The organism is Dyella sp. 05T440 (assembly GCF_056395965.1).
Map to the genome: position 1 here is coordinate 94,983 of NZ_JBFTKN010000001.1, position 25,828 is coordinate 120,810.

The window sequence follows — 25,828 nt, forward strand, 5'->3', positions numbered from 1 at the left end:
CCGCATAGGCCATTTTCGTATGTGCCGGATGGATTGTTGACAACGTTGTCAACCATTACCCAGACTCCGGCCAAATGAGGGAGAGTTCACAGGAACGTGACATCAGGATGACGAGGGGATCGCAAGTGGTCGAAGGGGTCAGCCACAACGCACGTGAGTTCTTGGCGCAAGAAGCCATGTTTCTCGCTGCGGACGTCGGAGGAACGCACGCTCGCATCGGACTGGTGAGCCGCGAGCCGGACGGCACGCGTCCGGTGACCGTGCTGCAGTACCACCGCTATGCCTGCGCCGACTGGCCCAGCCTCACCGCCGTGCTGCAGGACTTCGTCGGCCAGCTCGATCACAACGTGCACGTGAACCGCTGTGCCGTGGCCAGTGCGGGGTATGTGCTGGGCGACGCCATCGTCAACGACAACCTGCCGTGGCCGGTCTCCATCCGCGATATCCGCGACAGCCTCGGTATCGAGCAGCTCGCTGTCGTCAACGATTTCGAAGCCGTGGCCTATGCCACGCAGTTCCTGCATCAGGCCGATACCACGCCGGTGATCGCCACCGACGCCGCGCCGGCCGAAGGCCCGGTGCTGGTGATGGGTCCGGGCACGGGTTTGGGCTCGGCGGTGCTATTGCCCGGCAAGCCGCACGCGACCGTGCTCGCCACCGAAGCAGGCCAGATTGCGCTGGCGCCGGGCAACGAACGCGAGATCGAGATTCTTCGCTACCTGGCCCGTGATCGCGAGTACGTGTCGTTCGAACACGCACTGTCTGGCCCTGGTTTGCTCAATCTGTATCGCGCGCTGTGCGCACTGCGCGGCCAGGCCCCGCTGCTGAGCTTGCCCAGCCAGGTGACGCAGTCGGCACTGGAGCGCAGCGACGAGGCAGCGGTCGAAGCCCTGGACGTGTTCTGCGGTTTGCTCGGCAGCTTCGTGGGCGATCTATGCCTGCTGTATGGCGCACGCGGGGGCGTGTTCCTGGCCGGCGGGATTCTTCCGCAGATCCGCGAAGTGTTGCTCGCCAGCAGCTTCCGCCAGCGCTTTTTCAACAAGGGCGTCATGCGCGTCTTCCTGCAACAGGTTCCCGTACGACTGATGGAGCACGGCCAGCACGGTGTGATCGGTGCGGCCGGCTTGTACCTGGACGGACGCACGTAAAGACCGCGGGAAAACGAAGTACCGACTCAGCACTACACCGTTGCACTGAACCGGGCACACGCCCAGACAGCCACGCCGCAGCCGGACGACCCACAACATCCGCTGCAGAAAACGCCTTCGAGGGGAGGATCACCATGTCACACCGCAAGACTCTGCTAGCCGCCAGCATCATCGCCGGACTCTGTCTGTCCGGTTCGCTTTATGCCGCCGACAACACGCCTGCGCCGCAGTCCGGCCCGGCCGCGTCGGGCCAGGACAACGCACAGACTGCCGCTGAAAAGGCCAAGGCCAAAGAGCTTGGCACGGTCACCGTGGTCGGTATCCGCGATTCGGAAGCCGAATCGCTGAACCTCAAGAAGGCCGCTGACTCGCATATCGAAGTGATCACCGCCGAAGACATCGGCAAGCTGCCGGCCAAGAACGTGGCCGACACGCTGCAGCGCCTGCCCGGCATCAACATCAGCTCGTCCAGCGCCAGCGAAGGCGGCTTTGACGAAAACGATCGCGTGAGCCTGCGCGGCACCAACCCGAGCATGACCCAGACGCTCGTCAACGGTCACACCGTGGGCACCGGCGACTGGTTCGTGCTGAGCCAGGTGCAGACCGTGGGCCGCAGCGTGAGCTACACCCTGCTGCCGGCGGAAATCGTCAGCGAAGTCACCGTGCACAAGACTTCCGAAGCCAAGCTGCAGGAAGGCGGCAGCGCCGGCACCGTCGACATCACCACGCGCAAGCCGCTGCAGTTCGCCCAGCCGTTCACCGCGCAGGCTGCCGTGGGTGGCGTGTACTCCGATCTGCCTGGCGACACCAAGCCGCAGTTCGACGGCCTGGTCAACTGGAAGAACAACGACAACACCTTCGGCGTGATGGCGCAGGGCTTCTATGAGAAGCGCAGCCTGCAGCGCGACGGCCAGGAAATCGTCGGTGGCTATAACAAGATCGCGGCCACCGATGCGATCGCCGTGGCCCATCCGGACCTGGCGAACAAGTACTACCCGAACCTGATCGGCCAGACGCTCTTCACGCAGACGCGTACCCGCAAGGGCGGCACGATCGACATCGAGTGGAAGCCGCTCGACAACCTCACGCTGAACCTGGACACCTTCTATTCCAAGCTGGAAGCGGACAACTTCAACCGCAACTACATGCTGTGGAACAGCCAGTACGTGCCCAGCGGCGTAGGCCTGCAGAGCTATGCCGTCAAGGGCAACGTGCTGACCAATGCCGTGTTCGCTCCGCAGCCGGGTAGCACCACGCCGTACGGCGTGTACGACCAGATCTCGCGTCCGGGCGCTTCGTCCTCGTCTGCGTTCACCACGCTCGATGCCGAATGGCGCGCCACCGACCACCTGACGTTCACCGGCCAGGTCGGCACCACCCAGGGCAAGGGCAACAGCGACGAGCAGAACGTCAGCGAGCTGGGCTTCGGCGCCGGCGCCGGCGCGAGCTGGGGCATGCGTGGCACCGGCAATCCGACCAACTGGTCGATCGGCGGCGACAACACCACGCCGTCGGGCATCATTCCGTCGGCTGGCTGGATCTTCGGCGACCAGAACATCCACGTGAAGGACAAGGAAAACTTCTTCCAGGCCGACGGCGAATACGCCTTCGACAGCTCGCCGATCGCGCTGACCACGCTCGACTTCGGCGTGCGCTATTCCGATCACACCCGCGACAACAAGACCGACATCGGTCAGGGTCCGACCGGCGACTGGCAGAATCCGGCCAACTACCCGACCAGCTGGAAGAACTATCCGGGCAGCTTCAACAGCGATCTGGGCGTGAATGGCCCCGGTCCGGCCTGGTACTACAGCCCGGGTGACCTGGCCGCGTTCAATGCGAAGTTTGCCAACCGCGATCCGGTGACGCGCTTCAACTGGCAGAACATCTACAAGGTCAACGAGAAGGACACGGCTGCCTACTTGCAGGCGAACTTCTCCGGCGAGCGCTGGAGCGCCAACGCGGGCTTCCGTTACGTCTATACCAAGGAAGACATCAACTACAACTCCAGCGCGGTGTCGATCTACACCACGAACGGCCCGATCACCGGTTCCGCGTTCGGCGACTACTACACCAACACCTACAAGCACAGCTACGACAAGCTGCTGCCGAGCTTCAACTTCAAGTTCAACCTGACCGACGACCTGCTGGCACGCTTCGCCGCCTCGCAGACCATGACCCGTCCGGACTACTCGGCACTGGCCGGTTCGTACTCGTTGGATGACCTCACGCACACCGGCACCGGCGGCAATCCGCAGCTGAAGCCGCTGATCTCGACCAACTTCGATGCAGCGCTGGAGTGGTACTTCGCTCCGCGTGGCCTGGTGTCGGCCGGCGTGTATGACATGCAGCTGAGCGACTACATCAACTTCGGTAACCAGAACATCCAGTTCAAGGACCAGCAGGCCAGCAACACGGCCGGCCGCGATGTGTTCGCGACGTACCAGGTCAGCGTGCCGACCAACGTCGATGGTCACGTCAAGGGCGTGGAGTTGAACTACATCCAGCCGATCGGCGACAACTTCGGCGTGCAGACCAACTACACCTACGCCAGCGGTTCGGCGGAAAACGGCGTGCCGCTCCAGGGCACCTCGAAGAACACGTTCAACGTCTCCGGTTACTTCGAAAACCAGATGTTCAACGCCCGCATCAGCTACACCTACCGTTCGTCGTTCTACGCCGGCGTGAGCCGTACCGATACGTTCTACCAGGATGGCATTGGCAACCTGGCGGCCTCGTTCGGCTACAACATCAACTCGTGGATGTCGCTCACCCTGGACGCCATGAACCTCAACAACCCCAAGCTGAAGTACTACACGCTCAGCCCGAACTACGGCAAGCAGCCCTACGCGTTCTACGTGAACGGCCGCCAGTACTACGTGAACCTTCGCTTCAAGATCTGATTTAAGGCTTCCTCCCCGCCAACGGGCCCGGCACACTTGCCGGGCCCGATTTTTCTTCGGGGTCTCGAATGCCGTTCCAAGAACCTGCGGGAGCCGATGGCATGAAGCAACGTCTTGCGATGATCTTCGCGGTGCTGGTCGCGCAGGGTGCGCTGGCATCGGAAGGGAAGGTACTGGTCGACCAGGTCGGTTACGACACCGGCGCGGTCAAGCAGGCCATCGTGATGGATGCGTCCGGCCCATCGCCGCAGACGTTTCGCGTTGTGGACGCCAACTCAGGCAAGGTGGCCATGGAAGGCAAGCTTTCCGCGCCCACGGGTGTGGCTCGCTGGAACGGCAGCTACGCCATCGCCGATTTCAGCAGCATGCGTACACCGGGGCACTACTACGTGGACGTCGCACAGGACAGCAGCGACACACGCTCCTCGACCTTCGCCATCCAGGACAACGTGCTCGAGCGCAACACGCTCTCCAACGTGGTCTATTACTTCAAGGGCCAACGCTCCAGCGGCTTGCTGGACAAGGCCGACACCCATCTTCCGCATCCCGACGGTACGCCGGGCACGCTCGATATCCATGGTGGCTGGTACGACGCGACGGGCGACTACGGCATCCACCTGTCGCACCAGAACCCGACCAGTTACTTCAACACTCAGCAGTTGCCGCTAGCCGCCTGGAGCCTGTTGCGCACCTGGCAGCAGCTGGAAGCGCGCAACGACAAGAATTTCCGTGAGTACATCCGTCGCCTGCTCGACGAGGGCTTGTTCGGTGCCGACTTCCTGGTGCGCGACAAGCGTCCCGACGGTTCGTTCTATCAGTCCATCGACGGTCCCGGTCCCGGCAAGCTGCCGCAGGATCGCCGCATCGGCGATCCGAACTGGCGTACGCAGATCAAGCTCAAGCCAGGCGATCACACCGAGCGCGTCGATCAGCCGGCTCATGGTCCGCATGCGTATGAGGCCAGTTTCCGCGCTGGCGGCGGCATGGCGATTGCCACGCTCGCACTGGCGGCACGTACCGGCGTCGATGGCGACTTCACTGCGAAGGATTACCTCAAGGCCGCCGAGGACGCCTATCGCTTTCTCGACGCCCACAATCGCGAGCTGACCAACGACGGCAAGGACAACATCACCGACGATTACTGCGCCTTGCTCGCTGCGGTGGAGCTGTATCGCACCACGCACGACGAGACCTGGCGCAAAGCCGCGGATGCGCGAGCGGATCGCCTGCTTGCGCGCCTGATCACGCACGACGGCCATCGCGACTACTGGCGCGCCGACGATGGCACGCGTCCGTTCTTCCATCCCTCGGACGCCGGCCTGCCGGTCGTCGCGCTGGTTGAGTACGCCGGTATCGCCGATACGAAGCGCCAGGCCAAGGTGCGCGACATCGTGAAGCGCTCGCTCGAAGCCGAGCTGACCGTCACGAGCGAGGTCAGCAATCCGTTCGGCTATGCGCGCCAGCTGGTGCGCGGCGGCGATGGCCGCGTGCGCACGGCGTTCTTCTTCCCACACGACACCGAGGCCGCGCCGTGGTGGCAGGGAGAGAATGCGCGCATCGCCTCGCTGGCGGCGGCGGCGCGCGTGGCTGCGCCGCTGTACGCCAGTGCAGGCGACGAAGCTTTCCGAAAGAAGTTGCAAACCTACGCCTGGAACCAGCTGCACTGGATACTCGGCCGCAATCCGTACGACAGCAGCATGCTGATGGGCAGCGGCCACAACAACGCGCCGTACATGTTCTTCGACTCGTACGCGTACACCAATGCGCCGGGCGCGATCATCAACGGCATCACCTCGGGCTTGAACGACGATGAGGGCATCGCCTTCGACCTCGGTTACGCCCAGACCGGCAAGGACGAAGACTGGCGCTGGACCGAACAGTGGATTCCGCACGATGCGTGGTATCTGTTCGCCATCAGCCTTCCCCATGATTGACGTCACATGACGAGACGAACCATGAAGAAAACATCCTGCGTACTGGCCCTCGCCCTTTGTGGTCTCTCCGCCTTCGCCCACGGCGCCACACCGGTGAACCTGATCCCGATGCCGGCGCAGCTGAGCGTGAGTGGTCAAGGATTCACCGTGACGCCGCAGACGGCCATCGTGGTCGACAGCGGCGATGCGGATGCGCGCCGCACGGCCGAGTATCTTGCCTCGCTCACGGCTCACACGCGCCATCTGCAACTCGCCGTGAAAGCGGGTGCACCCGGCGAGGGTGCCATCGTGCTCAAGCGCGATCCGCAGGCGCCGGTCGCCAACGCCGAAGGCTATACGCTGGATGTGACGCCCCAAGGCATCCGCATCACGGCGCGCGACGAAGCCGGCCTGTTCTACGGCGCCATCACCGCATGGCAGCTGATGACGCCATCGCCGGGTACCGGCGATGTGCGCGTGGAACCCGCGCATATCCGCGACGAACCACGCTTCGCGTGGCGCGGCATGATGCTGGACTCCGCGCGCCATTTCTGGACACCGGCCGAAGTGCGCACCGTCATCGATCAGATGGCGCAGCACAAACTCAACACGCTACATTGGCATCTCACGGATGACCAGGGTTGGCGCATCGAGATCAAGCGCTACCCCGAACTCACCCGCATAGGCGCCTGGCGCACGCCGCCCACGCTCGGCAAGCAGGCACCGCCGGCTCCTTACGGCGGCTTCTACACGCAGGACGACATCAAGGCCATCGTGGCCTATGCCGCCGAGCGGCATATCACCGTCGTGCCGGAACTCGATATGCCTGGTCACGCGCAGGCCGCGGTCGCTTCGTATCCGGAGCTTGGCGTCACCGGCACGCGACCGCCGGTGTCGGTGGACTGGGGTGTGAATCCTTACCTCTACAACGTCGACGATCACACGCTGCAGTTCCTGCAGAACGTGCTCGACGAAGTGATGGCCTTGTTCCCGTCCACCTATATCCATGTGGGCGGCGATGAAGCGGTCAAGGATCAATGGAAGGCGTCTGCCACCGTGCAGGCGCGCATGAAGACGCTGGGCATCAAGACCGAAGACGCGATGCAGAGCTGGTTCATCGATCAGATGGGCAAGTACCTCGCGGCCCACAATCGTCGCCTGATCGGCTGGGATGAAATCCTCGAAGGCGGCGTGCCGGCGAGTGCCACGGTGATGTCGTGGCGTGGCACGCAGGGCGCCATCGATGCGGCCAAGCTTGGCCACGATGTGGTGCTGTCGCCGGCGCCGCAGCTGTATCTCGACCAGATGCAGAGCGATCTGCCGGACGAGACCACCGGCCGCCTGCCGTCGATGTCGCTGCAGAGCTATTACGACTTCGAGGCAGTGCCCAAGGCGCTGAGCGCGGCGCAGGCGAAACACGTGCTAGGCATGCAGGCCAATCTGTGGACCGAGCATATGCCGACCATGCGGCATGTTCAGCACAACGTGTTCCCGCGCATCGCCGCCTTGTCCGAAGCGGCGTGGACGCCGGCGAAGGAACACGACTGGCACGGTTTCCTCGAGCGCATGCCGTCCCAGTTGGCGCGCTATCGCATGCAGGACATCGCATACGCCGACAGCGCATTCGCGGCGTCGATCGACACGGATCGCAATGCCGCCATCAGCAGCGGCCAGGCCAGCGTGAAGTTATCGAACCAGGCCAAGGTCGGCAGCCTGCACTACACCACCGATGGCCGCGAGCCGGATGCGTCCTCGCCGCTGTATGTGCGTCCCTTCACGGTGAAGCTGCCCACCACGATCAAGGCCGTGGCACTGGCCGCTGACGGCACGCCGCTGGCTGCCGCGCGTACGCGTGTGCTCGATCTGCCATCGCTGCGCACGCGCACCACGGGTGAGCTGGAGAACTGTCCGGGCAGCGATTTCCGCCTGCGCGTACAGCCCACGCCGGATGCCACCAGCATGGCGCCGACGTATCTGATCAACGTGTTCGACAACTGCCGCATGTATCGCGCGGCCAGGCTCGACGGTATCGCCGCCATCCGCGTGGACACCGCGAGCCTGCCGCGCAACTACGCGCTGGCGCACGAGGCCAAGCTGGTCAAGGCATATCCGTCGGCCACGCCGCAGGGCGAGCTGGTGGTGCATATGGACAGCTGCAAGGGCAAGCAGCTTGCCTCGCTCCCGTTGCCTACCGATCAGCCGGCCACGTTCACCCTGAAGGGCGCCTTGGCGAAACAGGCCGGCACGCATGACTTGTGTCTGGTGTTCACCTCGCCGATCACGGGGCCGATCTACGGTGTGGGCGCGGTGACGCTGGTGCCGGCAGATAAACCAGCACCATGAGTGATGCGCTTCGCCGCCTGCCTTCAGTTGATGCGTTGCGCGGATGTACGGTCGCACTGATGTTGCTGGTCAATGATCCCGGCGATTGGGATCACGTGTACGGGCCGCTGGAACACGCCCAGTGGCATGGTTGCACGCCGACCGACCTGGTGTTTCCGTTCTTCCTGTTCGTGGTGGGCGTCTCCATTGCGCTCGCCATCGGTCCGCGGGTGGAGCAGGGCGCCGACCAAGGGCTGCTGATGCGCGCAGCGCTGAAGCGCGGCCTGCGCATCCTGTTGCTCGGCGTGGCCATCAACCTGTTGGCATGGGCGATCATGCCGCAGGCGCACCTGCGCTTCCCTGGCGTCTTGCAACGCATCGGCGTGTGCTTCGCGGGGGCGGCTGCGTTCGCCATCTACGTCAAGCCGCGTCTGCAATGGATCACCATCGCCGCGCTGCTGCTGGGCTATTGGGTATTGCTGCTGGCGGGAGGTTCGCTGGAGCCGTTCGCCAATATCGTCAGCCGCATCGACTTCGCCATCTTCGGCCACACCGTCTATCAGATCGATCCGGTCAGCGGTCGCGGCCATGACCCGGAAGGACTGTTGGGCTGCCTGCCTTCGCTTGCCACCAGTCTGCTCGGCCTGCGTGCCGGACACTGGTTGCGCGACAAAAACATCAAGGCGCTGGCGCTGTCCGGTATCGCGTACTTGCTGCTGGGCTTCGCATGGTCGCTGCTGTTTCCGCTCAACAAGAATCTGTGGACTTCGTCGTTCGTGCTGTGGACCGCAGGTTGGGCCACGCTCGCGCTGGTGCTGTTCCATGTGCTGATTGACCAGCGCGGTTGGCCGGCCATCGGGCGACGCTTTGGCGTGAATGCCGTGACGGCCTACGGCGGTTCCGAGCTGATGCAGATCCTGCTGCTCGGCCTGGGCATTCTCGATCCCCTCTATCGTCGCGTGTTCGCCAGCTGGATCACGCCGATTGCCGGACCGTACGTGGCGTCGGTGACCTTTGCCATCGCGTTCGTGGCGCTGTGGTGGCTGATCGTCTATGCCATGGATCGGAAGAAGATCTACCTCAAGCTTTGAATACTGTGGGAGCGCACCTTGTGCGCGACAGGCGCCTCGTCGTTCCCGCTCCGTCAGGTTGTCGCGCACAGGGTGCGCTCCCACAAAAAACTCGCGGGTTACCGCGACGTCTCAGCGCGGTGAGCCGGCGCCGGCGCGCTCGCCGTCTTCGGGCAGGTCGTTTGGCAGCGCCACGCGCACGCGGTTGCCGCCCTCCTTCTTCACCTGATACATCGCCGCGTCGGCCGCGCGGGTGAGGTCGCGCGAGGTGTGCCCATGCCGCGGATAAGTCGCCACACCCACGCTGGTCGATGCGTGCAGCGTGCGATCCGCCAGCTGGAATGGCTGGTTGATCGCGGCCCGCAGTTTCTCCGCCACCTGGATGCTGTCGGCCACCGATTGCAGTCGGCACAGCAGCACCACGAATTCGTCGCCACCCATGCGACCCACCACATCGCCTTCGCGCAGATGGCCACGGATGCGCTGCGCCACTTCGCACAGCAGCAGGTCGCCGGTGTGGTGGCCGTAGCGGTCGTTCACCTGCTTGAACTTGTCCAGGTCGATATAGAGCAGGGCGAGATTGCCGCCGAAGCGCGACACGTTCTCCAGCGCCGCCTCGAATTGCTGGTGGAAGAGGTCGCGATTGGCCAGGTCGGTCAGCGGATCGTGTCGCGCGATGTGATGCAGCCGCTGCTCTGCCTGCTTGCGTTCGATTGCCGCCGCGACCTGGGTGGAAACGAATTGCAGCAGCTCCTTGTCGGTTTCCGTATAGCGCGTCGCGTCCGAATAACTCTGCACAACAAGTGCACCCACTGCGGCGCCCTGCGAGCACAGCGGCACGCCCAGCCAGTGCAAGGCGTCAGTGCCGATCACCGGCAGCGATGGGTCGGTCGGCGTGCCAGGCGTGACCAGCAAGGCCTGTCCGGTACGGATCAGTTGCGCGGTCAACGTGCCCGAATCGATGCTTTGGGCGGGCGGCGCCTCGTCGCGTTCGTCGACGAAATACGGAAAACTCAGTTCGGCGTGCAAGGGGTCGTACAGCGCCACGAAGAAATTGTTCGCGGGCAGCAGTGCACCGACGATGCGGTGAATCTCTTCATACAGCGCCGGCAGGTTGTCTGCGGTGTGCGCAGCTTCGGAAATCGCGTGCAGCGCGGCCGTCATCGATTCGGCGCGCTTGAGCGCGGTGATGTCGCGCGCCACCGCAATGCGCACCTGGTCGGCCTCGGACCAGCGCGCCGACCACATGATGTGCACGACCGTGCCGTCCTTGCGGATATAGCGGTTCTGGAAGTGCGACTGCGGCTGGCCGGACATGATGGCGGCGGCCACCTCGATGGTGGCCTGGCGGTCGTCCGGGTGCACCAGCTCGATCATGCGCTTGCCGAGCACTTCCTCCGGCTTGTAACCGAAGATGCGCTCGTAGGACGCACTGACGAAGACGTAGCGCCCCTCCATGTCCACGACACAGATGGCATCCCACAGGAGATCCATGATCTTGTTGAGGAAGTCGGGTTCCATGGGACGCGTTCGGCAGGCTAGGGCTGGCTCGGAGCTGGCGGTATGCCACTCTCAGGCAAGATGCGTGCCGCTACGGTGATCATGGCGCCAACGTCCTCCTCCCAGCGCGCCGGTGCCGGACGCTAGTCGTCCAGCAGCGCCCGGCCAGCATTCCACATCGTGCGGGTCAGTGGTCGGTTCTCGTGCGGGGTCTGCAGCACGACGAGCGTGGTGGTGCTGATGCTGGCGTGGATCTTCAGCAGCCGGTCCAGCACGGTTTCCAGGTGCTGGATGGACATGGCCACCACACGCAGCAGGGCCGAGTCCTCGCCCGCCAGGCGGCGGCAATCGAGCACTTCGGGGATGTCCGCCACCAGCACGCCCACCCGGGCGCAGATGCCGCCATCGCAGCGCAGACGGATCATGGCGTCGATCTCATAACCGAGCTTGCGGGGATTGAGCACGGCGCGGTAACCGGAAATCACGCCGGCTTCCTCCAGCCGCTTCACCCGCTCGGCCACGGCCGGTGGTGAGAGTTTCACCTTGCGTCCGAGCTCGGCGTAACCCAGGCGGGCGTCCTGCTGGAGGGCCTCCAGCAGCAACCAATCCGTGGCGTCCCAGATCGGTTTCGATTCAAAGGTGACTGCGTTCATAGACATTTCGTTCGTTGGCGAAACATCACCATCCTACGCTGATTCATCATTCAAGCGCAGCACGGCAAAACTTACGATGCGCAGTATTCCCCACCCGGATCAAGTCCATGCAAACCCCGGAACGCCTCGATGGGCGCGCGCTGGTTTTTATCGGCATCGCGCTGCTTACCTGGTCGTCGGCCTATGCCGCGATCGCCTATGCGCTGGCTTCGTTCACCCCGGGCGAGGTGGCGCTGGCGCGCCTGGCCATCGGTGCGCTGTGTTTCGCCGCCCTGCTGGTGGTGAAAAAAGTGCCGATGCCTGACAGGCGCGACTGGCCGCAACTGACGCTGCTCGGCGTGATCGGCCTCACCGTGTACCACTTGTGCCTCAATACGGCCGAAACCCGCGTGGCCAGCGGCACCGCCGCCATCTTGATCTCACTTGTGCCCGCGACAACGGCGGCCTTGTCGGCGATCTGGCTGCGCGAACGCCTGTCGCCACGCACGCTGACCGGACTGGGCATCGCGCTGGTGGGCGTGGTGGTGGTCGTGCTGACCAGCGGCAAGGACGTGAAGATCGAACCCATGGCGGCCCTGGTGCTGGTCAGCGTGGTGGCGTGCTCGATCTTCTTCGTGTGGCAAAAGCCGCTATTCGCGCGCAACACCATGCTTGGCGTCACGGGTTTCACCTTCTTCGTCGGTGCTCTCGCCTCGCTGCCGTTTGGCCTGCATCTGCCGCAGGCACTGATGCATGCCCCGGCATCGCATATCGGTGCGCTGTTGTGGCTGGGCATTGCGCCCACCTTCATCGGCTATATCGCGTGGAACGCCGCCCTGCAGCGCGCGCCTGCCTCGCAGGTGAGCAGCTTCATCTATTTCTCGCCGCCGATCGCTGTGTTGATCGGTTGGGTCTGGCTGGGCGAGCGCCCGACGCTGCTGACCCTGGTGGGCGGCGTGATCACGGTGGGTGGCGTGGTGCTCGCCAATGCCCGCCGCCGCGCGCCGGTAAGCGCGCCGGTGGTGGCCGCGCCGGCCAAGCAGCACTGAGGTGGCGCCGCTCCGCTTGGCCGATGTCGCCGCCCAGCTGCCCCAGGCCTGGTCCTCAAGCGTGCTCGCCAGCTTCGGCAACGCGCGCCTGAAGCTGCTGCGCATGGACGAGCGGTCTTACCCGGAAGAAAGCCACGACTACGACGAAGCCCTGCTGGTGCTCGACGGCGTGATGGTGCTGCGCATCCACGGCGAGGTGCTGCGGGTGGAAGCGGGCGAACTGTATGTGGTTCCGGCGGGCATGCCGCACAGTGTGGAGGGCGGCAGTCGCGGTACGCTGCTGATCATCGACACCTGATCAGCGCTGCCGGAGCCGCCGTGACCACGCTCTATATCGCCAACAAGAATTACTCGTCGTGGTCGCTGCGTCCCTGGGTCTTGATGACCCAGCTGGGCATCCCGTTCGAAGAACAGCTGCACGTGTTCGGCGAAGGCTCCAACTGGGATGTGTTTCGCCAGTTTTCACCGAACGGGCGCGTGCCCTGCCTGCACGACGGCGACACCGTCGTGTGGGATTCGCTGGCCATCATTGAGTATCTCGCCGAGCGTCACGCCGGCGTCTGGCCATCCCGACCCGATGCGCGCACCTGGGCTCGTTGTGCCTCGGCAGAAATGCACGCGGGCTTCAGCACGCTGCGCAATGCCTGCGGCATGAGTTGCGGCGTTCGCGTGCGGCTGCATGCGGTCGATGCTGCGCTGAAGGCGGACATCGCGCGCATCAATGAATTGTGGAACGAGGGCCTGGCGCGCTTCGGCGGTCCTTTCCTCGCAGGCGATGCTTTCACGGCTGTCGATGCGTTCTTCGCGCCGGTGGTGTTTCGCATTCAAAGCTACGACATTCCGACGGACGGCGCAGCGACCGCGTATGTCCATCGCATGCTCGCGCTGCCAGCGATGCGCCAGTGGTACACCGCCGCACTGGCCGAGCCGTGGCGCGATCACGCGCACGAGGCGGAAACGCGTCTGTACGGCGATGTGGTCGACGACTTTCGAACGGGCTGATCAGGCCACTTCGGCGGCGGCGTGCCGTTGTCGGCGCGCCTGCCATCGACCGGCGGCCACGAGCAGCAAGGCGACCACGATGAAGGCCGCCAGCACGCCGATCGCATCGATCAGCACCTGCGCATAACCCAGCGCGCGCACGTCGAGGAACGGATAGGGATACCAACCGTTCACCGCGCCACGCAGCAGCACGTAGAAGAAATACCCGGCGGGATAGCTCTGCCACACCAGCACCTGCGACCAACGCAGTCCGCCCTTGGGCACCGCCAGCCACCAGTAGCCGACATACAGCAGCGGCATGGCGTCATGCACGATCACATCCGCCCCCAGCAACCAGCCCGACGGGCTCCACAACTGACGCAGCATCAGGTTGTAGATGGCGCTGACGATCACGATGCTCATCGCCGCCGCCGTCTGCACGCCGGGCCGCGACAGGAACACGCCGAGCCGACTGCGTGGGCCGGTAGCTGCCGCGGTCAATACGCTGGTGGCCAGCAGGTTGGAGAGAATCGTGTAGAAGCCGAGAAACAGCCACACGCCTTCCAGCGCCGTACCGCCGTTGCCCTGGGTCAGGCGGATCGAGAACCACAGCTGTAGCGCCAGGCCGAACCAGCCGAGCAGGGCGGCGAACAGGGCGAGCGGGCGATAGGGCTGCAGCACGGTGTCAATCTCAGGGCGACGCAGCGGCCGTGGCACTAGGCGAAGCCGTTGGTTTTCAGCTGTGAGAACTGCTGGGTTTCCGGGTCATAAAGCACACCCCAGAAATGATTCCCGCCGTCACAGACGATGATGGGCTCGGGCTCTGCCTCTGCCTGAAAAGGAGTGCCAGTGCTTTTGCTCGCAATGTGAGCAACCTTGGCCGGTTTCTCTTTCGGTACTGCGGCGTTGACGTAAATAAAGCGATGGCCGTCGACGATCACACCAAGATATTGCCGAAAGGAAGCCGTCCGATCGCCGATGGATGGGGATATGCCCTGTTGCGTCGCGAGTGTGGCCAATTGGGGAAGCTGGGATTCCAATTCGAGCAACTGGGCAGTCGTAGGCGTCCAGGCTCCAGTGGCATGCGGGGTGTCACGCGAGCACTGCTTCATGGTCGCGTTGAGCGCAGAGACCGGAAGCAACTCGAATCGCTGCTCCTCGGTTGCCCATAGCCTGGGCATGACCAACAGCAGTGGGAGCGCGGCGGCCAGGAGCACCTTGGTGCGAGCCGCCGCAAACATCAGAACTTGTAACCGCGATGAATGGCGACGATGCCGTTGCTGAGGTTGCGCACGTCCACGCGGCCGAAGCCGGCGCGCTCCATCATGCCCTTCAGCGTCTGCTGGTCCGGATGCTTGCGGATCGATTCGGCCAGGTACTGGTAGCTGTCCGCGTCGCCGGCAAACAGCTGGCCGAGCTTGGGCAGCACCTTGAAGGAGTGGAAGTCGTAAAGCTTGCTGAAGAGCTCGCTCTGCACGCGCGAGAATTCCAGCACCAGCGCACGACCACCAGGCTTGAGCACGCGGCAGATATCCGCCAGCGCCTTGTCCTTGTCGGTGACGTTGCGCAGGCCGAAGGCCATGGTCACCGCATCGAAGCTGTTGTCCGGAAACGGCAGGGCTTCGGCGTTGAGCTGGGTCCAGCGCAGGCCCGACACCAGGCCGCGATCGGTCATGCGATCGCGACCCACGCCCAGCATGGCCGCATTGATGTCGCCCACGATGATCTCGCCGTCGGCGCCCACCACCGGCTTGAGCAGGGCGGCGATGTCGCCGGTACCGCCGGCCAGGTCGAGCACGCGATCGCCGCGGCGCACGCCGCTGATGGCGACGAAGTGGCGCTTCCACAGGCGATGGATGCCGAACGACATCAGGTCGTTCATCAGGTCATAGCTGCTCGCGACCGAAGTGAACACCTGGCCGACTAGCTTCTGCTTGTCGGCGACAGGGACGTCGCGGAAACCGAAATGGGTGGTGTTGGGGGACTGGTCGTTCATGGGGTAATGGTAGCGGATTGGGGTTGGGCTTCGTCGTGTGGGACGTCTGCTTTGCTCCCTCTCCCCGCCGGGGAGAGGGCTGGGGTGAGGGGCGGGTGCTCGCGGGAACGTGTCTATTCGTCGTCCCGGCGAAAGTCGGAAGCGCACCTGTGCGCGACCAGCCTACGGAGCGGTAGACCCCAGCGCTGCGGTCGCGCACAAGGTGCGCTCCTACAAGTGTGCGCCCGGGCCCGTGGGTGACGGCCTGCTCTTTGTGGGAGCGCACCCTGTGCGCGACGAACCTACGGAGCGATACACCGCGGCGTGGCCGTCGCGCACAGGGTGCGCTCCCACAGACAAGCGGGCAGGACGGTGGCTGAAGGGCTGAGGCCGATGCGCAGCAAGAGAATGCGGCCCTCACCACACCCAAGTGCACACCACACAAAAGAAAAACGCCGCCCAGCGGCGGCGTTTTCCCAACATCCAAATTCTTGCGACTACCGACAGCGAAGCGCTTACTTCGCCTGATCCACAATCCAATGCACCGCCGCCTTCACCTGCTCATCGGTCAGCGCCGGATTGCCGCCCTTGGCCGGCATCATGTTGCCATCCGGGCCCTTGTAGCCGTCGATGGCATGCTTGACCAGGGTGTCGATGCCCTCGGCCACGCGCGGACCCCAGTTGGCCTTGTCGCCCAGTTTGGGCGCACCGGCGACGCCGGCGGTGTGGCAGGCGTGGCAGAGGTTGTCGTAGATGGTCTTGCCGTCGGTGCTGCCGCCGTAGGCCACTTGCGAGGCGGCAGCCTTGGCGGCGGCTTCCTGCGCGGCCTGCATGGCGGCGCGGCCGGTGTCGCCGGCGTAAACCGCACCGGCCGGCGCGATGCGGGCCTGGGTTTGTGCGGTGGTCTGGGGATTTATTTCCTTCGGCTCGTGGTCGTAGATCCACCAGGCGCCGCCGATCAGCAACAGGGTCAATACACTCAGGCCCGCGATCAGCATGGAAAAGCTGCGCATGAAGCTCTGGTCGGACTTCGTCATGGAACCGCTCACGCAATGACTCCAATTCAATGGACAGATCAATGGACAGCCGAAGAGGCCGGATTAGCTATGGTTCAGGCAACAATTAGCCGAGTATAGACGAAGGCCGCGGCAAGTTTCAGTCGGGTCGGGCGGACAACGTGTCGCGCCCGAATAAGCCCTGATTTCATGCAAGTTTCGTCATTTGGACGCGATACGCTTGGAAAACCCTGCCATCGGTCATGGGGCACCCCTGTCAACTGGCATTGTCTATTTTCGTTGATCTGACCCTATCCTTTCACTCGACACATAGGTCAGGCGCGCGGAGCGCACCGGTGGGGTCGGGTGGCCTGTCTTTCATTCTGGGAGTTTTTTCATGTCGCGTTTTTGGAAGATCGCGCTGATCGTTGTGGCCGTGATCGTGGTGGGAGCCGTGGGCTTCCGTCTGCTGCATAAGCCCGCTGCCGAGGAAGGCGCACAGGGTCAGCACCGCGGTCAGCACAAGGGACAGGGACAGGCCGACGGCGATGCCTCGGACAAGGACAAGGATAAGGACGCCGCACCGGTGCCGGTGACGGTGGAGCCGGTGCTCAAGCAGGATGTGCCGGTCTACCTGACCGCGCTGGGCACGGTTCAGGCGCTCAACACCGTCACCATCAATCCGCAGATCAGCGGCCAGATGCTGAGCATCAACTTCAAGGAAGGCCAGGAAGTGAAGAAGGGCGACCTGCTGGCGCAGATCGACCCGCGTCCGTTCCAGGCCGCCTACGACCAGTCCACTGCCAAGCAGCAGCAGGACGAGGCGCAGCTTTCCACCGCGCAGAGCACGCTCAAGCGCAACGACGCGCTGGTGGCCCAGGGCTATGTGGCGCAGCTGGACATGGACACCTTCCGCAACAACGTGGCCAATCTCGCCGCGATGGTGTCGGCCGACAAGGCCGCCGTGCGCGCCGCCAAGGTCAACCTCGACTACACCCACATCGTCTCGCCGATTGACGGCGTGGCCGGCATCCGCAACGTGGATCCGGGCAATGTGGTCACCACCACCACCGCGGTGGTGACGCTCACCCAGATCCATCCGATCTATGTGATGTTCACCCTGCCGGAGCAGAACCTGGAGATGGTGCGCGCTGCCGCCGCCTCGGGCGATCCGCTGGAAGTGCTGGCGCTGGACCGCTCCGACGCGCACACCATTGCGGACGATGGCACGCTCAACGTGGTCGACAACCAGATCGACACCACCACCGGCACGTTCAAGCTGCGCTCGGTGTTCCAGAACGCCAAGAGCGAGCTGTGGCCGGGCCAGTTCGTCAATACGCGCCTGAAGGTGCGCACCGTGAAGGGCGGCCTGGTGATCCCGGCGCAGGCGGTGCAGCGCGGTCCGGATGGCGACTACGTGTACCTGGTGCAGCAGGACCAGACGGTCAAGATGAACCCGGTCAAGGTGGCCGGTGAAGTGGGCGACAGCCACGTGATGATCGGTTCGGGCCTGGCGCTCAACGATCTGGTGGTGACCGAAGGCCAGTTCCGCCTCAAGCCGGGCAGCAAGGTCAAGGCGCTCAAGCCGGGTGAAGTGCCGGCAGCGCCGACCGCGGCCGAGATGGACAAGGCCAAGAAGAACGCCAAGCAGGGCGGCCGCCGCGGCGGCTGATTTGAGAGGGGCGAGGGGTGGGTGGCGAGGGCGCGACAACCGGGCCCATCGCCACTCATGAAGGCTGGCGAGCAGTTCGGGTTTGCGCCCTCGCTACTCGCTGCTAACCCCTTCAGCAACGACACGGGGCGCCGCAGGACAGGCACCCGCCACACACATCGACGGCTAACCCCATGGGCTTCTCCACACTCTTCATTCGCCGACCGATCGCCACCTCGCTGTTGATGGTGGCGGTGCTGTTGCTCGGCATCCTCGGCTACCGCGAGCTGCCGGTGTCGGCGCTGCCCGAGATCGACGCGCCCAGCCTGGTCGTGACCACGCAATATCCGGGCGCCAGCGCATCGACCATGGCGTCCCTGGTCACCACGCCGCTGGAACGCAATTTCGGCCAGATTTCCGGCCTCGCCATGATGACCTCCGACTCGTCGGCGGGTCTGTCCACCATCGTGCTGCAGTTTGCGATGGACCGCGATATCGATATCGCGGCGCAGGACGTGCAGGCGGCCATCAACCAGGCGCGCGGCACGCTGCCGAGCACGCTGCCGTATCCGCCGGTGTACAACCGCGTGAATCCGGCCGACGCGCCGATCATCACGCTCAAGCTCACCTCCGACAGCCTGCCGCTGCGCGAAGTGAACAACTACGCCGACTCCATCCTCGCGCAGAAGCTCTCGCAGGTGCAGGGCGTGGGCCTGGTGTCGATTGCGGGCAACGTGCGCCCGGCCGTGCGCGTGCAGGTCAATCCGTCGCAGCTGGCCAACCTCGGCCTCACCATGGAGGACGTGCGCAGCTCGCTCACCGAGGCCAACGTGAACGCGCCCAAGGGCACGCTCAACGGCGCCACGCAGTCCTACAGCATCGGCACCAACGACCAGCTGGCCGATGCGGCCGAATACAAAGACACCATCATCGCGTACAAGAACAACGCGCCGGTGCGACTGTCGGACGTGGCCAACGTGATCGACGGCGTGGAGAACGACCAGCTCGCCGCCTGGGCCAATGGCAAGCCCGCCGTGCTGCTCGACATCCGTCGCCAGCCGGGCGCGAACATCGTGCAGACGGTGGAGCAGATCCGCAACATCCTGCCGCAGCTGCGCGCCGTGTTGCCGGCGGACGTCCATCTGGATGTGTTCGCCGACCGCACCATCACCATCCGCGCCTCGGTCGAAGACGTGCAGTTCACCCTGATCCTCACCATCTTCCTGGTGGTGGCGGTGATCTTCGTGTTCCTGCGTCGCCTGTGGGCCACCATCATTCCGTCGGTGGCGGTGCCGTTGTCGCTGATGGGTACGTTCGGCGTGATGGCCTTCACCGGCATGTCGCTGGACAACCTCTCGCTGATGGCGCTCACCGTAGCCACCGGCTTCGTGGTGGACGATGCGATCGTGATGATCGAGAACATCGTGCGCTACATCGAGCAGGGCAAGGACGGCAAGGAAGCGGCCGAGATCGGTGCGAAGGAAATCGGCTTCACCGTGCTGTCGTTGACGGTGTCGCTGATCGCGGTATTCCTGCCGCTGCTGCTGATGCCGGGCGTCACCGGTCGCCTGTTCCACGAATTCGCCTGGGTGCTCACCATCGCGGTGGCCATCTCGATGCTGGTGTCGTTGACGCTGACGCCGATGATGTGCGCCTACCTGCTCAAGCCCGACGCGCTGCCCGAGGGCGACGACGCGCACGAGCGCCACGCCGCCGCCGGCAAGAAAACCTGGTGGACGCGAACGGTCAACGTGTACGAGAGCTCGCTGGACTGGGTGCTCGGCCACCAGCGCTTCACCCTGTTGGTTGCAGCGGCGGCAGTCGTGCTCACCGTGTTCCTCTACGTCGTGATTCCGAAGGGCTTGTTGCCCGAGCAGGACACGGGCCTGGTCACCGGCGTGGTGCAGGCCGACCAGAATGTGGCGTTCCCGCAGATGGAAGTGCGCACCAAGGCCGTCGCCGATGCATTGCGTCGCGACAAGGCCGTGACAGGCGTGGCTGCCTTCATCGGCGCCGGTTCGATCAACCCGACGCTCAACCAGGGCCAGCTCAGCATCGTGCTGAAGGATCGCGGCGACCGCGACGGCCTGGACGAGGTGCTGGCGCGACTGCAGAAGGAAGCGGCCGGCATTCCGGGCGTGGAGCTGTACCTCAAGCCCGTGCAGGACGTGACGCTGGATAGCCGCGTATCGGCCACCGAGTACCAGTACTCGATGTCCGACGTGAACGCGACCGAGCTCTCCGGCTACGCCAACCAGATGACGCAGGCGCTGCGCGAACTGCCCGAGCTGGCCGACGTCGACAACAACCTCGCCGACCAGGGTACCTCGCTCAAGCTCACCATCGATCGCGAAAAGGCCAGCCGCCTGGGCGTGCCGGTGCAGACCATCGACGACACGCTGTACGACTCGTTCGGCCAGCGCCAGATCTCCACCATCTTCACCCAGCTCAACCAGTACCGCGTGGTGCTCGAAGTGGCGCCGCAGTTCCGCACCAGCACCGCGCTGCTCAACCAGCTCACGGTCAAGAGCAATGGCAGCGGCGCGCTGACCGGCAGCAATGCCACCGCGTTCGGCCAGGTGGCCTCGAGCAACTCGTCCACCAGCACGGGTCTGGGCGTGGCCAATACCGGCGTGATCATCGGTGGCGGCGGCACCATTCCGCTGGCTTCGCTGGCCACGGCTCAAGTGACCACGGCGCCGCTGGTGGTGAGCCATCAGCAGCAGTTGCCGGCGGTGACGGTGTCGTTCAACCTCGCGCCGGGTTATTCGCTGTCCGAGGCGGTGGATGCGATTCGTGGGGTCGAGCAGAAGCTCAACTTCCCGCCGCAGGTGCGTGGCCAGTTCATCGGCAAGGCGGCGGAGTTCTCCACCTCGCTCACCAATGAAGTGCTGTTGCTGGTTGCCTCCATCGTGGTGATCTACATCGTGCTGGGCGTGCTGTACGAGAGCTACATCCACCCGCTGACCATCATCTCGACCCTGCCGCCGGCCGGCGTGGGTGCGTTGCTGGCGCTCATCCTGTGCGATATGAGCCTGTCGGTGGACGGCATCGTGGGTATCGTGCTGCTGATCGGTATCGTGAAGAAGAACGCGATCATGATGATCGACTTCGCGATCGAGGCGCAGCGCGACGGCATGAATCCGCGCGAGGCGATCCGTCGCGCGTGTCTGCTGCGCTTCCGCCCGATCATGATGACCACGGCAGCGGCCATGCTCGGTGCATTGCCGCTGGCGCTGGGCAATGGCATCGGCGCGGAACTGCGCCGTCCGCTGGGCGTGTCCATCGTCGGCGGCCTGCTCTTGTCGCAGTTGGTGACGCTGTACACCACGCCGGTGATCTATCTCTACATGGAACGCTTCGCCGACTGGCTGAAGGAGCGTCGCGAACAGCGCGCGCTGGCGCGTGCGCAGACGCGAGGCGCCATGTAATGGCAACCACGCCGATCCGGCACCTGCCGGGTCGGCGGCAAAACCACGAAAGGGGCGCGGCCGGGATGGCGCGCCCCTTTTCGTTGTGCAATTTCCCCAGGTCCGGAGTGACGACATGAGCAAACTGAGAAAGCCGCAGGTCTGCGTGCTGGGCAGCGCCGAACCGGGCTCGCAGGCCTATGAGCTGGCCGGTCAGGCAGGCGAGCTGTTGGCGAGATCAGGTATCACCGTGGTCAGCGGTTGCGGCAGTCCCGCCACGCGGCACGCGGCGCAGCGAGCCATCGACTCGGGCGGACTGGTCCTGAGCATCATTCCGGCCGATGCGATGCCAGAGGACGACTGGCCCGCCAGCGTAGTCATTCCCTGCGGCATGGGCGACGCGCGCAACCTGTTGATGGCGTTGGCGGGAGACGCCTGCCTGGTGATCGGCGGACGCGCCGGCACGATCTCCGAAGTGTGCCTGGCCTGGCTGCATCATCGTCCGCTGCTGCCGTTGACCGGTTGCGGCGGCTGGTCAGACGGGCTGCTGCAGAACCCGCCCGACGAGCGCGGCAATTCGCCCATCCTGCCGTGGGATTCCATGGCCGCGCTCAAAGCGCAGCTGCAATCCCTGAGACTCCTGCATTTAGACGTCTAATACCGATTGACTTCCAGCCACCTGCGCCGGAATGACGGCGAGGAGATATTCCGTCGATCCACGCTCAAACGGCTTCAACCAAACCGACCGTCATGCGTTCTTGCGTTAATGTGCGGTATATACGTACCTTCGTGCGCGCGCCTCCTCAGTGGTGTGCGGCTTCTTTGAATTCCTTCGCGCCCCGCGCGTCGTACCTGGTTTCCTGACGGCATGAACATTTCCGGTCCTTTCATTCGCCGCCCGATCGGTACCTCGTTGCTGGCCATGGGCGTCTTCGCCGTAGGCCTGATCTGCTACGCGCTGCTTGGCGTGGCCGCGTTGCCGAATATGCAGTTCCCGGTGATCTTCGTGCAGGCCAGCCAGGCCGGCGCCAGCGCCAGCACCATGGCCTCCACCGTGGCTGCGCCGCTTGAGCGCCACCTCGGCCAGGTGCCGGGCATCGACACCATGCGCTCGTCCAGCTCGCTGGGCAGCACGCAGGTGTTCCTGATGTTCGAGGCGGGTCGCAATCTCGACTCGGCAGCGCGCGACGTGCAGGCGGCGATCAATGCCGCGCAGTCGGACCTGCCCAGCGGACTCAATGCGCCGCCGAGCTACCAGAAGGCCAACCCCAACGACGATCCGATCATCGCCTTCGCACTGACCTCGGAAACGCAGTCGGCGCGCGAGCTCTACGACATCGCCGATTCGCTGCTCGCGCAGCGCATTCGCCAGCTCGAAGGCGTGTCGGAAGTGGACATCCTCGGCGCTGCGACACCGGCCATCCGCGTCGACGTCAACCTGCGCCAGCTCAACGCGCTGGGCCTCTCGCCGGACCAGCTGCGCAATGCGCTCACCGCGGCCAACGTGACCTCGCCGCAGGGCTTCCTGTCCGACGGCAAGACCACCATGGCGGTGACCGCCAACGATTCGCTGCACAACGCGGCCGACTTCGCCAGCCTGGTGATCGCCTCCAACAACGGCACGCCGGTGCGCTTGTCCGACGTGGCGAAGGTGTACGACGGCCTGCAGGACGCGTATCAGGCGGCGTGGTTCCAGGGCAAGCCGGCGATCCTGATGTACGTGTATCGCCAGTCCACCGCCAACATCATCGGCACGGTGGATCGCGTCAAAGATGCGGTGCCGCTGCTGCGCGATTACCTGCAGCCCGGCACCACGCTGACGCCGTACTTCGACGGCACACCCACCATCCGCGCCTCGCTGCATGAAGTGCAGGCCACTCTGCTGATCAGCCTGTTGATGGTGATGCTGACCATGGCGCTGTTCCTGCGCCGGCTGGCGCCCACCCTGATCGCCACGGCGGCGGTGCCGTTGTCGCTCGCTGGTGCGGCGATGGTGATGTATGTGCTGGGCTTCACCCTCAACAACCTCACCTTGCTGGCGCTGGTGATTGCGATCGGCTTCGTGGTGGACGATGCGATCGTGGTGATCGAGAACATCGTGCGCCACATCGACCAGGGCATGACGCGGATGGAGGCGGCGCTGGCGGGCGCCAAGGAGATTGGCTTCACCATCGTCTCCATCACCGCGTCGCTGGTAGCGGTGTTCCTGCCGCTGTTGTTCATGAGCGGCATCACCGGCCTGTTCTTCAAGGAATTCACCATCACGCTGGTAGCGGCGATCATCGTTTCGGCGTTGGTCTCGCTCACGCTCACCACCTCGCTGTGCGGCCAGTTCCTCAGCGGCCACGAGCAGGACAAGCCGACCACGAAGGTGGGCGTGGCCTTGGAGAAATTCCAGGCCGGCATGCTCGGCGTGTACTCGCGCTGCCTGAAGTTCTCGATCAAGCACGCGCTGGCGTTCTCGCTGACCCCGCTGGTGCTGATCGCCATCACCATCCTGTTGTTCGGCCAGGTGAAGACCGGCCTGTTCCCGCCGCAGGACACTGGCCTTATCCGTGGCCGCGCCACCTCCGGCGCCACCGTGTCGTTCCAGGATGCGGTGGCCCGCCAGCAGCGCCTGATCGACATGCTCAAGAAGGACCACGACGTGGCGCGCGTGGGCTCGCGTCTGGGCACGAGCCGCCAGGGTTCCTCGGGCACCTTCGACATCGAATTGAAGACGCATGCGCAAGGCCGCAAGGACGATACGTTTGCCGTGCTGGCGCGCCTGAGCGCCAAGGCGGCGCGCTACCCGGATCTCAATGTACGACTGCGTCCCATCCAGGATCTGCCGAGTTTCGGCGGTGGCGGCGGCACCAGCCAGGGCGCGCAGTATCAGGTGTCGCTGCAGGGCGACAATCCCGAAGAGCTCACCTTGTGGCTACCCAAACTCGTCGCCGAGCTGAAAAAGAATCCCAAGCTCAAGGACGTGGGCAGTGATGTCGACGACGCCGGCCTGCAGCAGAACATCGTGATCGATCGCGACAAGGCCGCGCGTCTTGGCGTGGGCATCGGGACCATCGATGGCGCGCTGTACAACGCGTTCGGCCAGCGCCAGATCAGCACGATTTATTCCGACCTCAACCAGTACAAGGTGGTCGTCAACGCGTTGCCGAATCAGACGGCCACGCCGGCGGCCATCGATGCAGTCTACGTGGCCAGCACCAACGGCAAGATGGTGCCGCTCACGGCGTTCGCGCAACAGGTGCCAGGCCTCGCGCCGACCCAGATCTCGCACGAAAACCAGTACACCGTGATGAGCATGAGCTTCAATCTCGCGCCCGGCGTGAGCATGGGCGAGGCCTTGGAGATCATCCAGCAGACTGGCTCGCAGATGCGCCTGCCGGGTGACATCCGCATCAATATCGGTGGCGATTTCCGCCGCTTCCAGCAATCGCAGAGCGGCATGCTATGGCTGCTGCTGGGCGCGGTGGTCACCGTCTACATCGTGCTGGGCATGCTGTATGAGAGCCTGATCCATCCGGTGACCATCCTCTCCACGCTGCCCGCGGCAGGTGTCGGCGCGTTGCTGGCGCTGTGGTACACGGATACCGAGCTGTCGGTGATCGCGCAGATTGCGCTGGTCTTGTTGATCGGCATCGTCAAGAAGAACGCGATCATGATGATCGACTTTGCCCTCGTGTCGCGGCGCGAACATGGCCTGAGTCCGGCAGAGGCGGCCTATGAAGCGAGCATGGTGCGCTTCCGCCCGATCATGATGACGACGATGGTGGCGATTCTTGCCGCTGTGCCGATCGCGATCGGCCTGGGCGAGGGTTCGGACCTGCGTCGCCCGCTGGGTATCGCCTTGATCGGCGGCCTGCTGATTTCGCAAAGCCTGACCCTGCTCAGCACGCCGGCGCTGTATGTGATTTTCTCCTGCCTGGCCGATCGCTACTCCGCGTGGCGTGCACGGCGTCGTGCGCCCAAGCGTCATCCGGCCGTCGAGGGCGTCTGATCAAACGCATTCCTGTGGGAGCGCACCCTGTGCGCGACTGCGGCGGCGCAGAATCCGCGCTCCGTCGCCGGTCGCCCACAGGGTGGCCTCCCACAAAAAAACCTCGCCGCACCATACGTTTGCGCATGGCTACACCCCCACGCTTTCGCCCCTTCCGCGAAATCGTGACAATGAGGGGCTTTCGTCCGCCCGTTTCGACCCCATGTCGAACGCTTCGGGCGACGTGTGCGTCCGCGCACGGCGCTGCCTTCGGGCGCGCAACCCCCAATTTGAATACGCCGT

Annotated in this window: 18 protein-coding genes; 12 read left to right on the forward strand and 6 right to left on the reverse strand. The window is 64.5% G+C overall.

Going from position 1 to position 25,828, the window contains the following annotated elements:
* Positions 1–74: 74 nt before the first annotated feature.
* The 5 genes from glk (at position 75) to AC1DE1_RS00435 (ending at position 9,377) form a co-directional block, all read left to right on the forward strand.
* Positions 75–1,148: a glucokinase gene (gene glk, locus AC1DE1_RS00415; RefSeq protein ID WP_477178827.1), complete on the forward strand. Its 1,074-nt coding sequence runs from the start codon at positions 75–77 to the stop codon at positions 1,146–1,148.
* 134 nt (positions 1,149–1,282) lie between these two features.
* Positions 1,283–4,051 carry a TonB-dependent receptor gene (locus AC1DE1_RS00420; RefSeq protein ID WP_441602771.1) on the forward strand — a complete coding sequence of 923 codons (2,769 nt, stop codon included), beginning with the start codon at positions 1,283–1,285 and terminating at the stop codon, positions 4,049–4,051.
* A gap of 101 nt (positions 4,052–4,152) precedes the next feature.
* The gene (locus AC1DE1_RS00425) at positions 4,153–5,985 is read left to right on the forward strand and encodes a glycoside hydrolase family 9 protein (protein ID WP_441602772.1); all 1,833 of its coding nucleotides are present in this window, start codon (positions 4,153–4,155) and stop codon (positions 5,983–5,985) included.
* 21 nt (positions 5,986–6,006) lie between these two features.
* Positions 6,007–8,307, forward strand: coding sequence for a family 20 glycosylhydrolase (locus tag AC1DE1_RS00430; RefSeq protein ID WP_441611449.1), 2,301 nt, complete (start codon positions 6,007–6,009; stop codon positions 8,305–8,307).
* Positions 8,304–9,377: an acyltransferase family protein gene (locus tag AC1DE1_RS00435; protein WP_441602774.1), complete on the forward strand. Its 1,074-nt coding sequence runs from the start codon at positions 8,304–8,306 to the stop codon at positions 9,375–9,377. Before AC1DE1_RS00430 ends, AC1DE1_RS00435 begins: the two co-directional genes overlap by 4 nt.
* A gap of 111 nt (positions 9,378–9,488) precedes the next feature.
* Here the strand turns inward: AC1DE1_RS00435 and AC1DE1_RS00440 are convergent, their stop codons facing one another.
* Both AC1DE1_RS00440 and AC1DE1_RS00445 read right to left on the reverse strand, forming a co-directional pair.
* Positions 9,489–10,877: a sensor domain-containing protein gene (locus AC1DE1_RS00440; RefSeq protein ID WP_441602775.1), complete on the reverse strand. Its 1,389-nt coding sequence runs from the start codon at positions 10,875–10,877 to the stop codon at positions 9,489–9,491.
* A gap of 122 nt (positions 10,878–10,999) precedes the next feature.
* Entirely contained in the window at positions 11,000–11,509 is a 510-nt protein-coding gene (locus AC1DE1_RS00445; protein ID WP_441602776.1) for an Lrp/AsnC family transcriptional regulator, read from the reverse strand.
* Positions 11,510–11,616: 107 nt separating this feature from the next.
* Between AC1DE1_RS00445 and AC1DE1_RS00450 the strand changes: the two genes are divergently transcribed.
* Genes AC1DE1_RS00450 through AC1DE1_RS00460 form a run of 3 tightly spaced genes read left to right on the forward strand, consistent with a single transcriptional unit; the run spans position 11,617 to position 13,539 of the window.
* Positions 11,617–12,537 (forward strand): DMT family transporter, encoded by a 921-nt coding sequence (locus AC1DE1_RS00450; protein ID WP_441602777.1) that lies wholly within the window; start codon positions 11,617–11,619, stop codon positions 12,535–12,537.
* 1 nt (position 12,538) lies between these two features.
* Positions 12,539–12,835: a cupin domain-containing protein gene (locus tag AC1DE1_RS00455; RefSeq protein ID WP_441602778.1), complete on the forward strand. Its 297-nt coding sequence runs from the start codon at positions 12,539–12,541 to the stop codon at positions 12,833–12,835.
* 20 nt (positions 12,836–12,855) lie between these two features.
* Positions 12,856–13,539 carry a glutathione S-transferase family protein gene (locus AC1DE1_RS00460; RefSeq protein WP_441602779.1) on the forward strand — a complete coding sequence of 228 codons (684 nt, stop codon included), beginning with the start codon at positions 12,856–12,858 and terminating at the stop codon, positions 13,537–13,539.
* Here AC1DE1_RS00460 and AC1DE1_RS00465 read toward each other — a convergent pair whose 3' ends face one another.
* The 4 genes from AC1DE1_RS00465 to AC1DE1_RS00480 all read right to left on the reverse strand — a co-directional run bounded on the left by AC1DE1_RS00465 (position 13,540) and on the right by AC1DE1_RS00480 (position 16,530).
* Complete coding sequence (locus AC1DE1_RS00465; protein WP_441602780.1) at positions 13,540–14,199, reverse strand: Pr6Pr family membrane protein; 660 nt, start codon at positions 14,197–14,199, stop codon at positions 13,540–13,542. It lies immediately after the preceding gene.
* Between the two features lie 35 nt (positions 14,200–14,234).
* Complete coding sequence (locus AC1DE1_RS00470; protein WP_441602781.1) at positions 14,235–14,759, reverse strand: hypothetical protein; 525 nt, start codon at positions 14,757–14,759, stop codon at positions 14,235–14,237.
* Positions 14,759–15,514, reverse strand: a complete 756-nt coding sequence (ubiE, locus tag AC1DE1_RS00475) for a bifunctional demethylmenaquinone methyltransferase/2-methoxy-6-polyprenyl-1,4-benzoquinol methylase UbiE (RefSeq protein ID WP_441602782.1) — start codon at positions 15,512–15,514, stop codon at positions 14,759–14,761. Before ubiE ends, AC1DE1_RS00470 begins: the two co-directional genes overlap by 1 nt.
* Before the next feature lie 494 nt (positions 15,515–16,008).
* The gene (locus tag AC1DE1_RS00480) at positions 16,009–16,530 is read right to left on the reverse strand and encodes a c-type cytochrome (protein WP_441602783.1); all 522 of its coding nucleotides are present in this window, start codon (positions 16,528–16,530) and stop codon (positions 16,009–16,011) included.
* 355 nt (positions 16,531–16,885) lie between these two features.
* Here AC1DE1_RS00480 and AC1DE1_RS00485 point away from each other — a divergent pair, with 355 nt between their 5' ends.
* The 4 genes from AC1DE1_RS00485 (at position 16,886) to AC1DE1_RS00500 (ending at position 25,546) form a co-directional block, all read left to right on the forward strand.
* On the forward strand, positions 16,886–18,160 hold the full coding sequence (locus tag AC1DE1_RS00485) for an efflux RND transporter periplasmic adaptor subunit (RefSeq protein WP_441602784.1): 1,275 nt from the start codon (positions 16,886–16,888) through the stop codon (positions 18,158–18,160).
* Positions 18,161–18,333: 173 nt separating this feature from the next.
* Entirely contained in the window at positions 18,334–21,570 is a 3,237-nt protein-coding gene (locus AC1DE1_RS00490; protein ID WP_441602785.1) for an efflux RND transporter permease subunit, read from the forward strand.
* Between the two features lie 115 nt (positions 21,571–21,685).
* Positions 21,686–22,207 carry an SLOG cluster 4 domain-containing protein gene (locus AC1DE1_RS00495; RefSeq protein ID WP_441602786.1) on the forward strand — a complete coding sequence of 174 codons (522 nt, stop codon included), beginning with the start codon at positions 21,686–21,688 and terminating at the stop codon, positions 22,205–22,207.
* A gap of 210 nt (positions 22,208–22,417) precedes the next feature.
* Entirely contained in the window at positions 22,418–25,546 is a 3,129-nt protein-coding gene (locus tag AC1DE1_RS00500) for an efflux RND transporter permease subunit (RefSeq protein WP_441602787.1), read from the forward strand.
* Positions 25,547–25,828: the final 282 nt, after the last annotated feature.

Bases quoted from the DNA above. Each gene is read 5' to 3' on its own strand.
- glk (WP_477178827.1), top strand. From the start codon at position 75: ATGAGGGAGAGTTCACAGGAACGTGACATCAGGATGACGAGGGGATCG.
- AC1DE1_RS00420 (WP_441602771.1), top strand. From the start codon at position 1,283: ATGTCACACCGCAAGACTCTGCTAGCCGCCAGCATCATCGCCGGACTC.
- AC1DE1_RS00425 (WP_441602772.1), top strand. From the start codon at position 4,153: ATGAAGCAACGTCTTGCGATGATCTTCGCGGTGCTGGTCGCGCAGGGT.
- AC1DE1_RS00430 (WP_441611449.1), top strand. From the start codon at position 6,007: ATGAAGAAAACATCCTGCGTACTGGCCCTCGCCCTTTGTGGTCTCTCC.
- AC1DE1_RS00435 (WP_441602774.1), top strand. From the start codon at position 8,304: ATGAGTGATGCGCTTCGCCGCCTGCCTTCAGTTGATGCGTTGCGCGGA.
- AC1DE1_RS00440 (WP_441602775.1), bottom strand. From the start codon at position 10,877: ATGGAACCCGACTTCCTCAACAAGATCATGGATCTCCTGTGGGATGCC.
- AC1DE1_RS00445 (WP_441602776.1), bottom strand. From the start codon at position 11,509: ATGAACGCAGTCACCTTTGAATCGAAACCGATCTGGGACGCCACGGAT.
- AC1DE1_RS00450 (WP_441602777.1), top strand. From the start codon at position 11,617: ATGCAAACCCCGGAACGCCTCGATGGGCGCGCGCTGGTTTTTATCGGC.
- AC1DE1_RS00470 (WP_441602781.1), bottom strand. From the start codon at position 14,759: ATGTTTGCGGCGGCTCGCACCAAGGTGCTCCTGGCCGCCGCGCTCCCA.
- ubiE (WP_441602782.1), bottom strand. From the start codon at position 15,514: ATGAACGACCAGTCCCCCAACACCACCCATTTCGGTTTCCGCGACGTC.
- AC1DE1_RS00480 (WP_441602783.1), bottom strand. From the start codon at position 16,530: ATGACGAAGTCCGACCAGAGCTTCATGCGCAGCTTTTCCATGCTGATC.
- AC1DE1_RS00485 (WP_441602784.1), top strand. From the start codon at position 16,886: ATGTCGCGTTTTTGGAAGATCGCGCTGATCGTTGTGGCCGTGATCGTG.
- AC1DE1_RS00490 (WP_441602785.1), top strand. From the start codon at position 18,334: ATGGGCTTCTCCACACTCTTCATTCGCCGACCGATCGCCACCTCGCTG.
- AC1DE1_RS00495 (WP_441602786.1), top strand. From the start codon at position 21,686: ATGAGCAAACTGAGAAAGCCGCAGGTCTGCGTGCTGGGCAGCGCCGAA.
- AC1DE1_RS00500 (WP_441602787.1), top strand. From the start codon at position 22,418: ATGAACATTTCCGGTCCTTTCATTCGCCGCCCGATCGGTACCTCGTTG.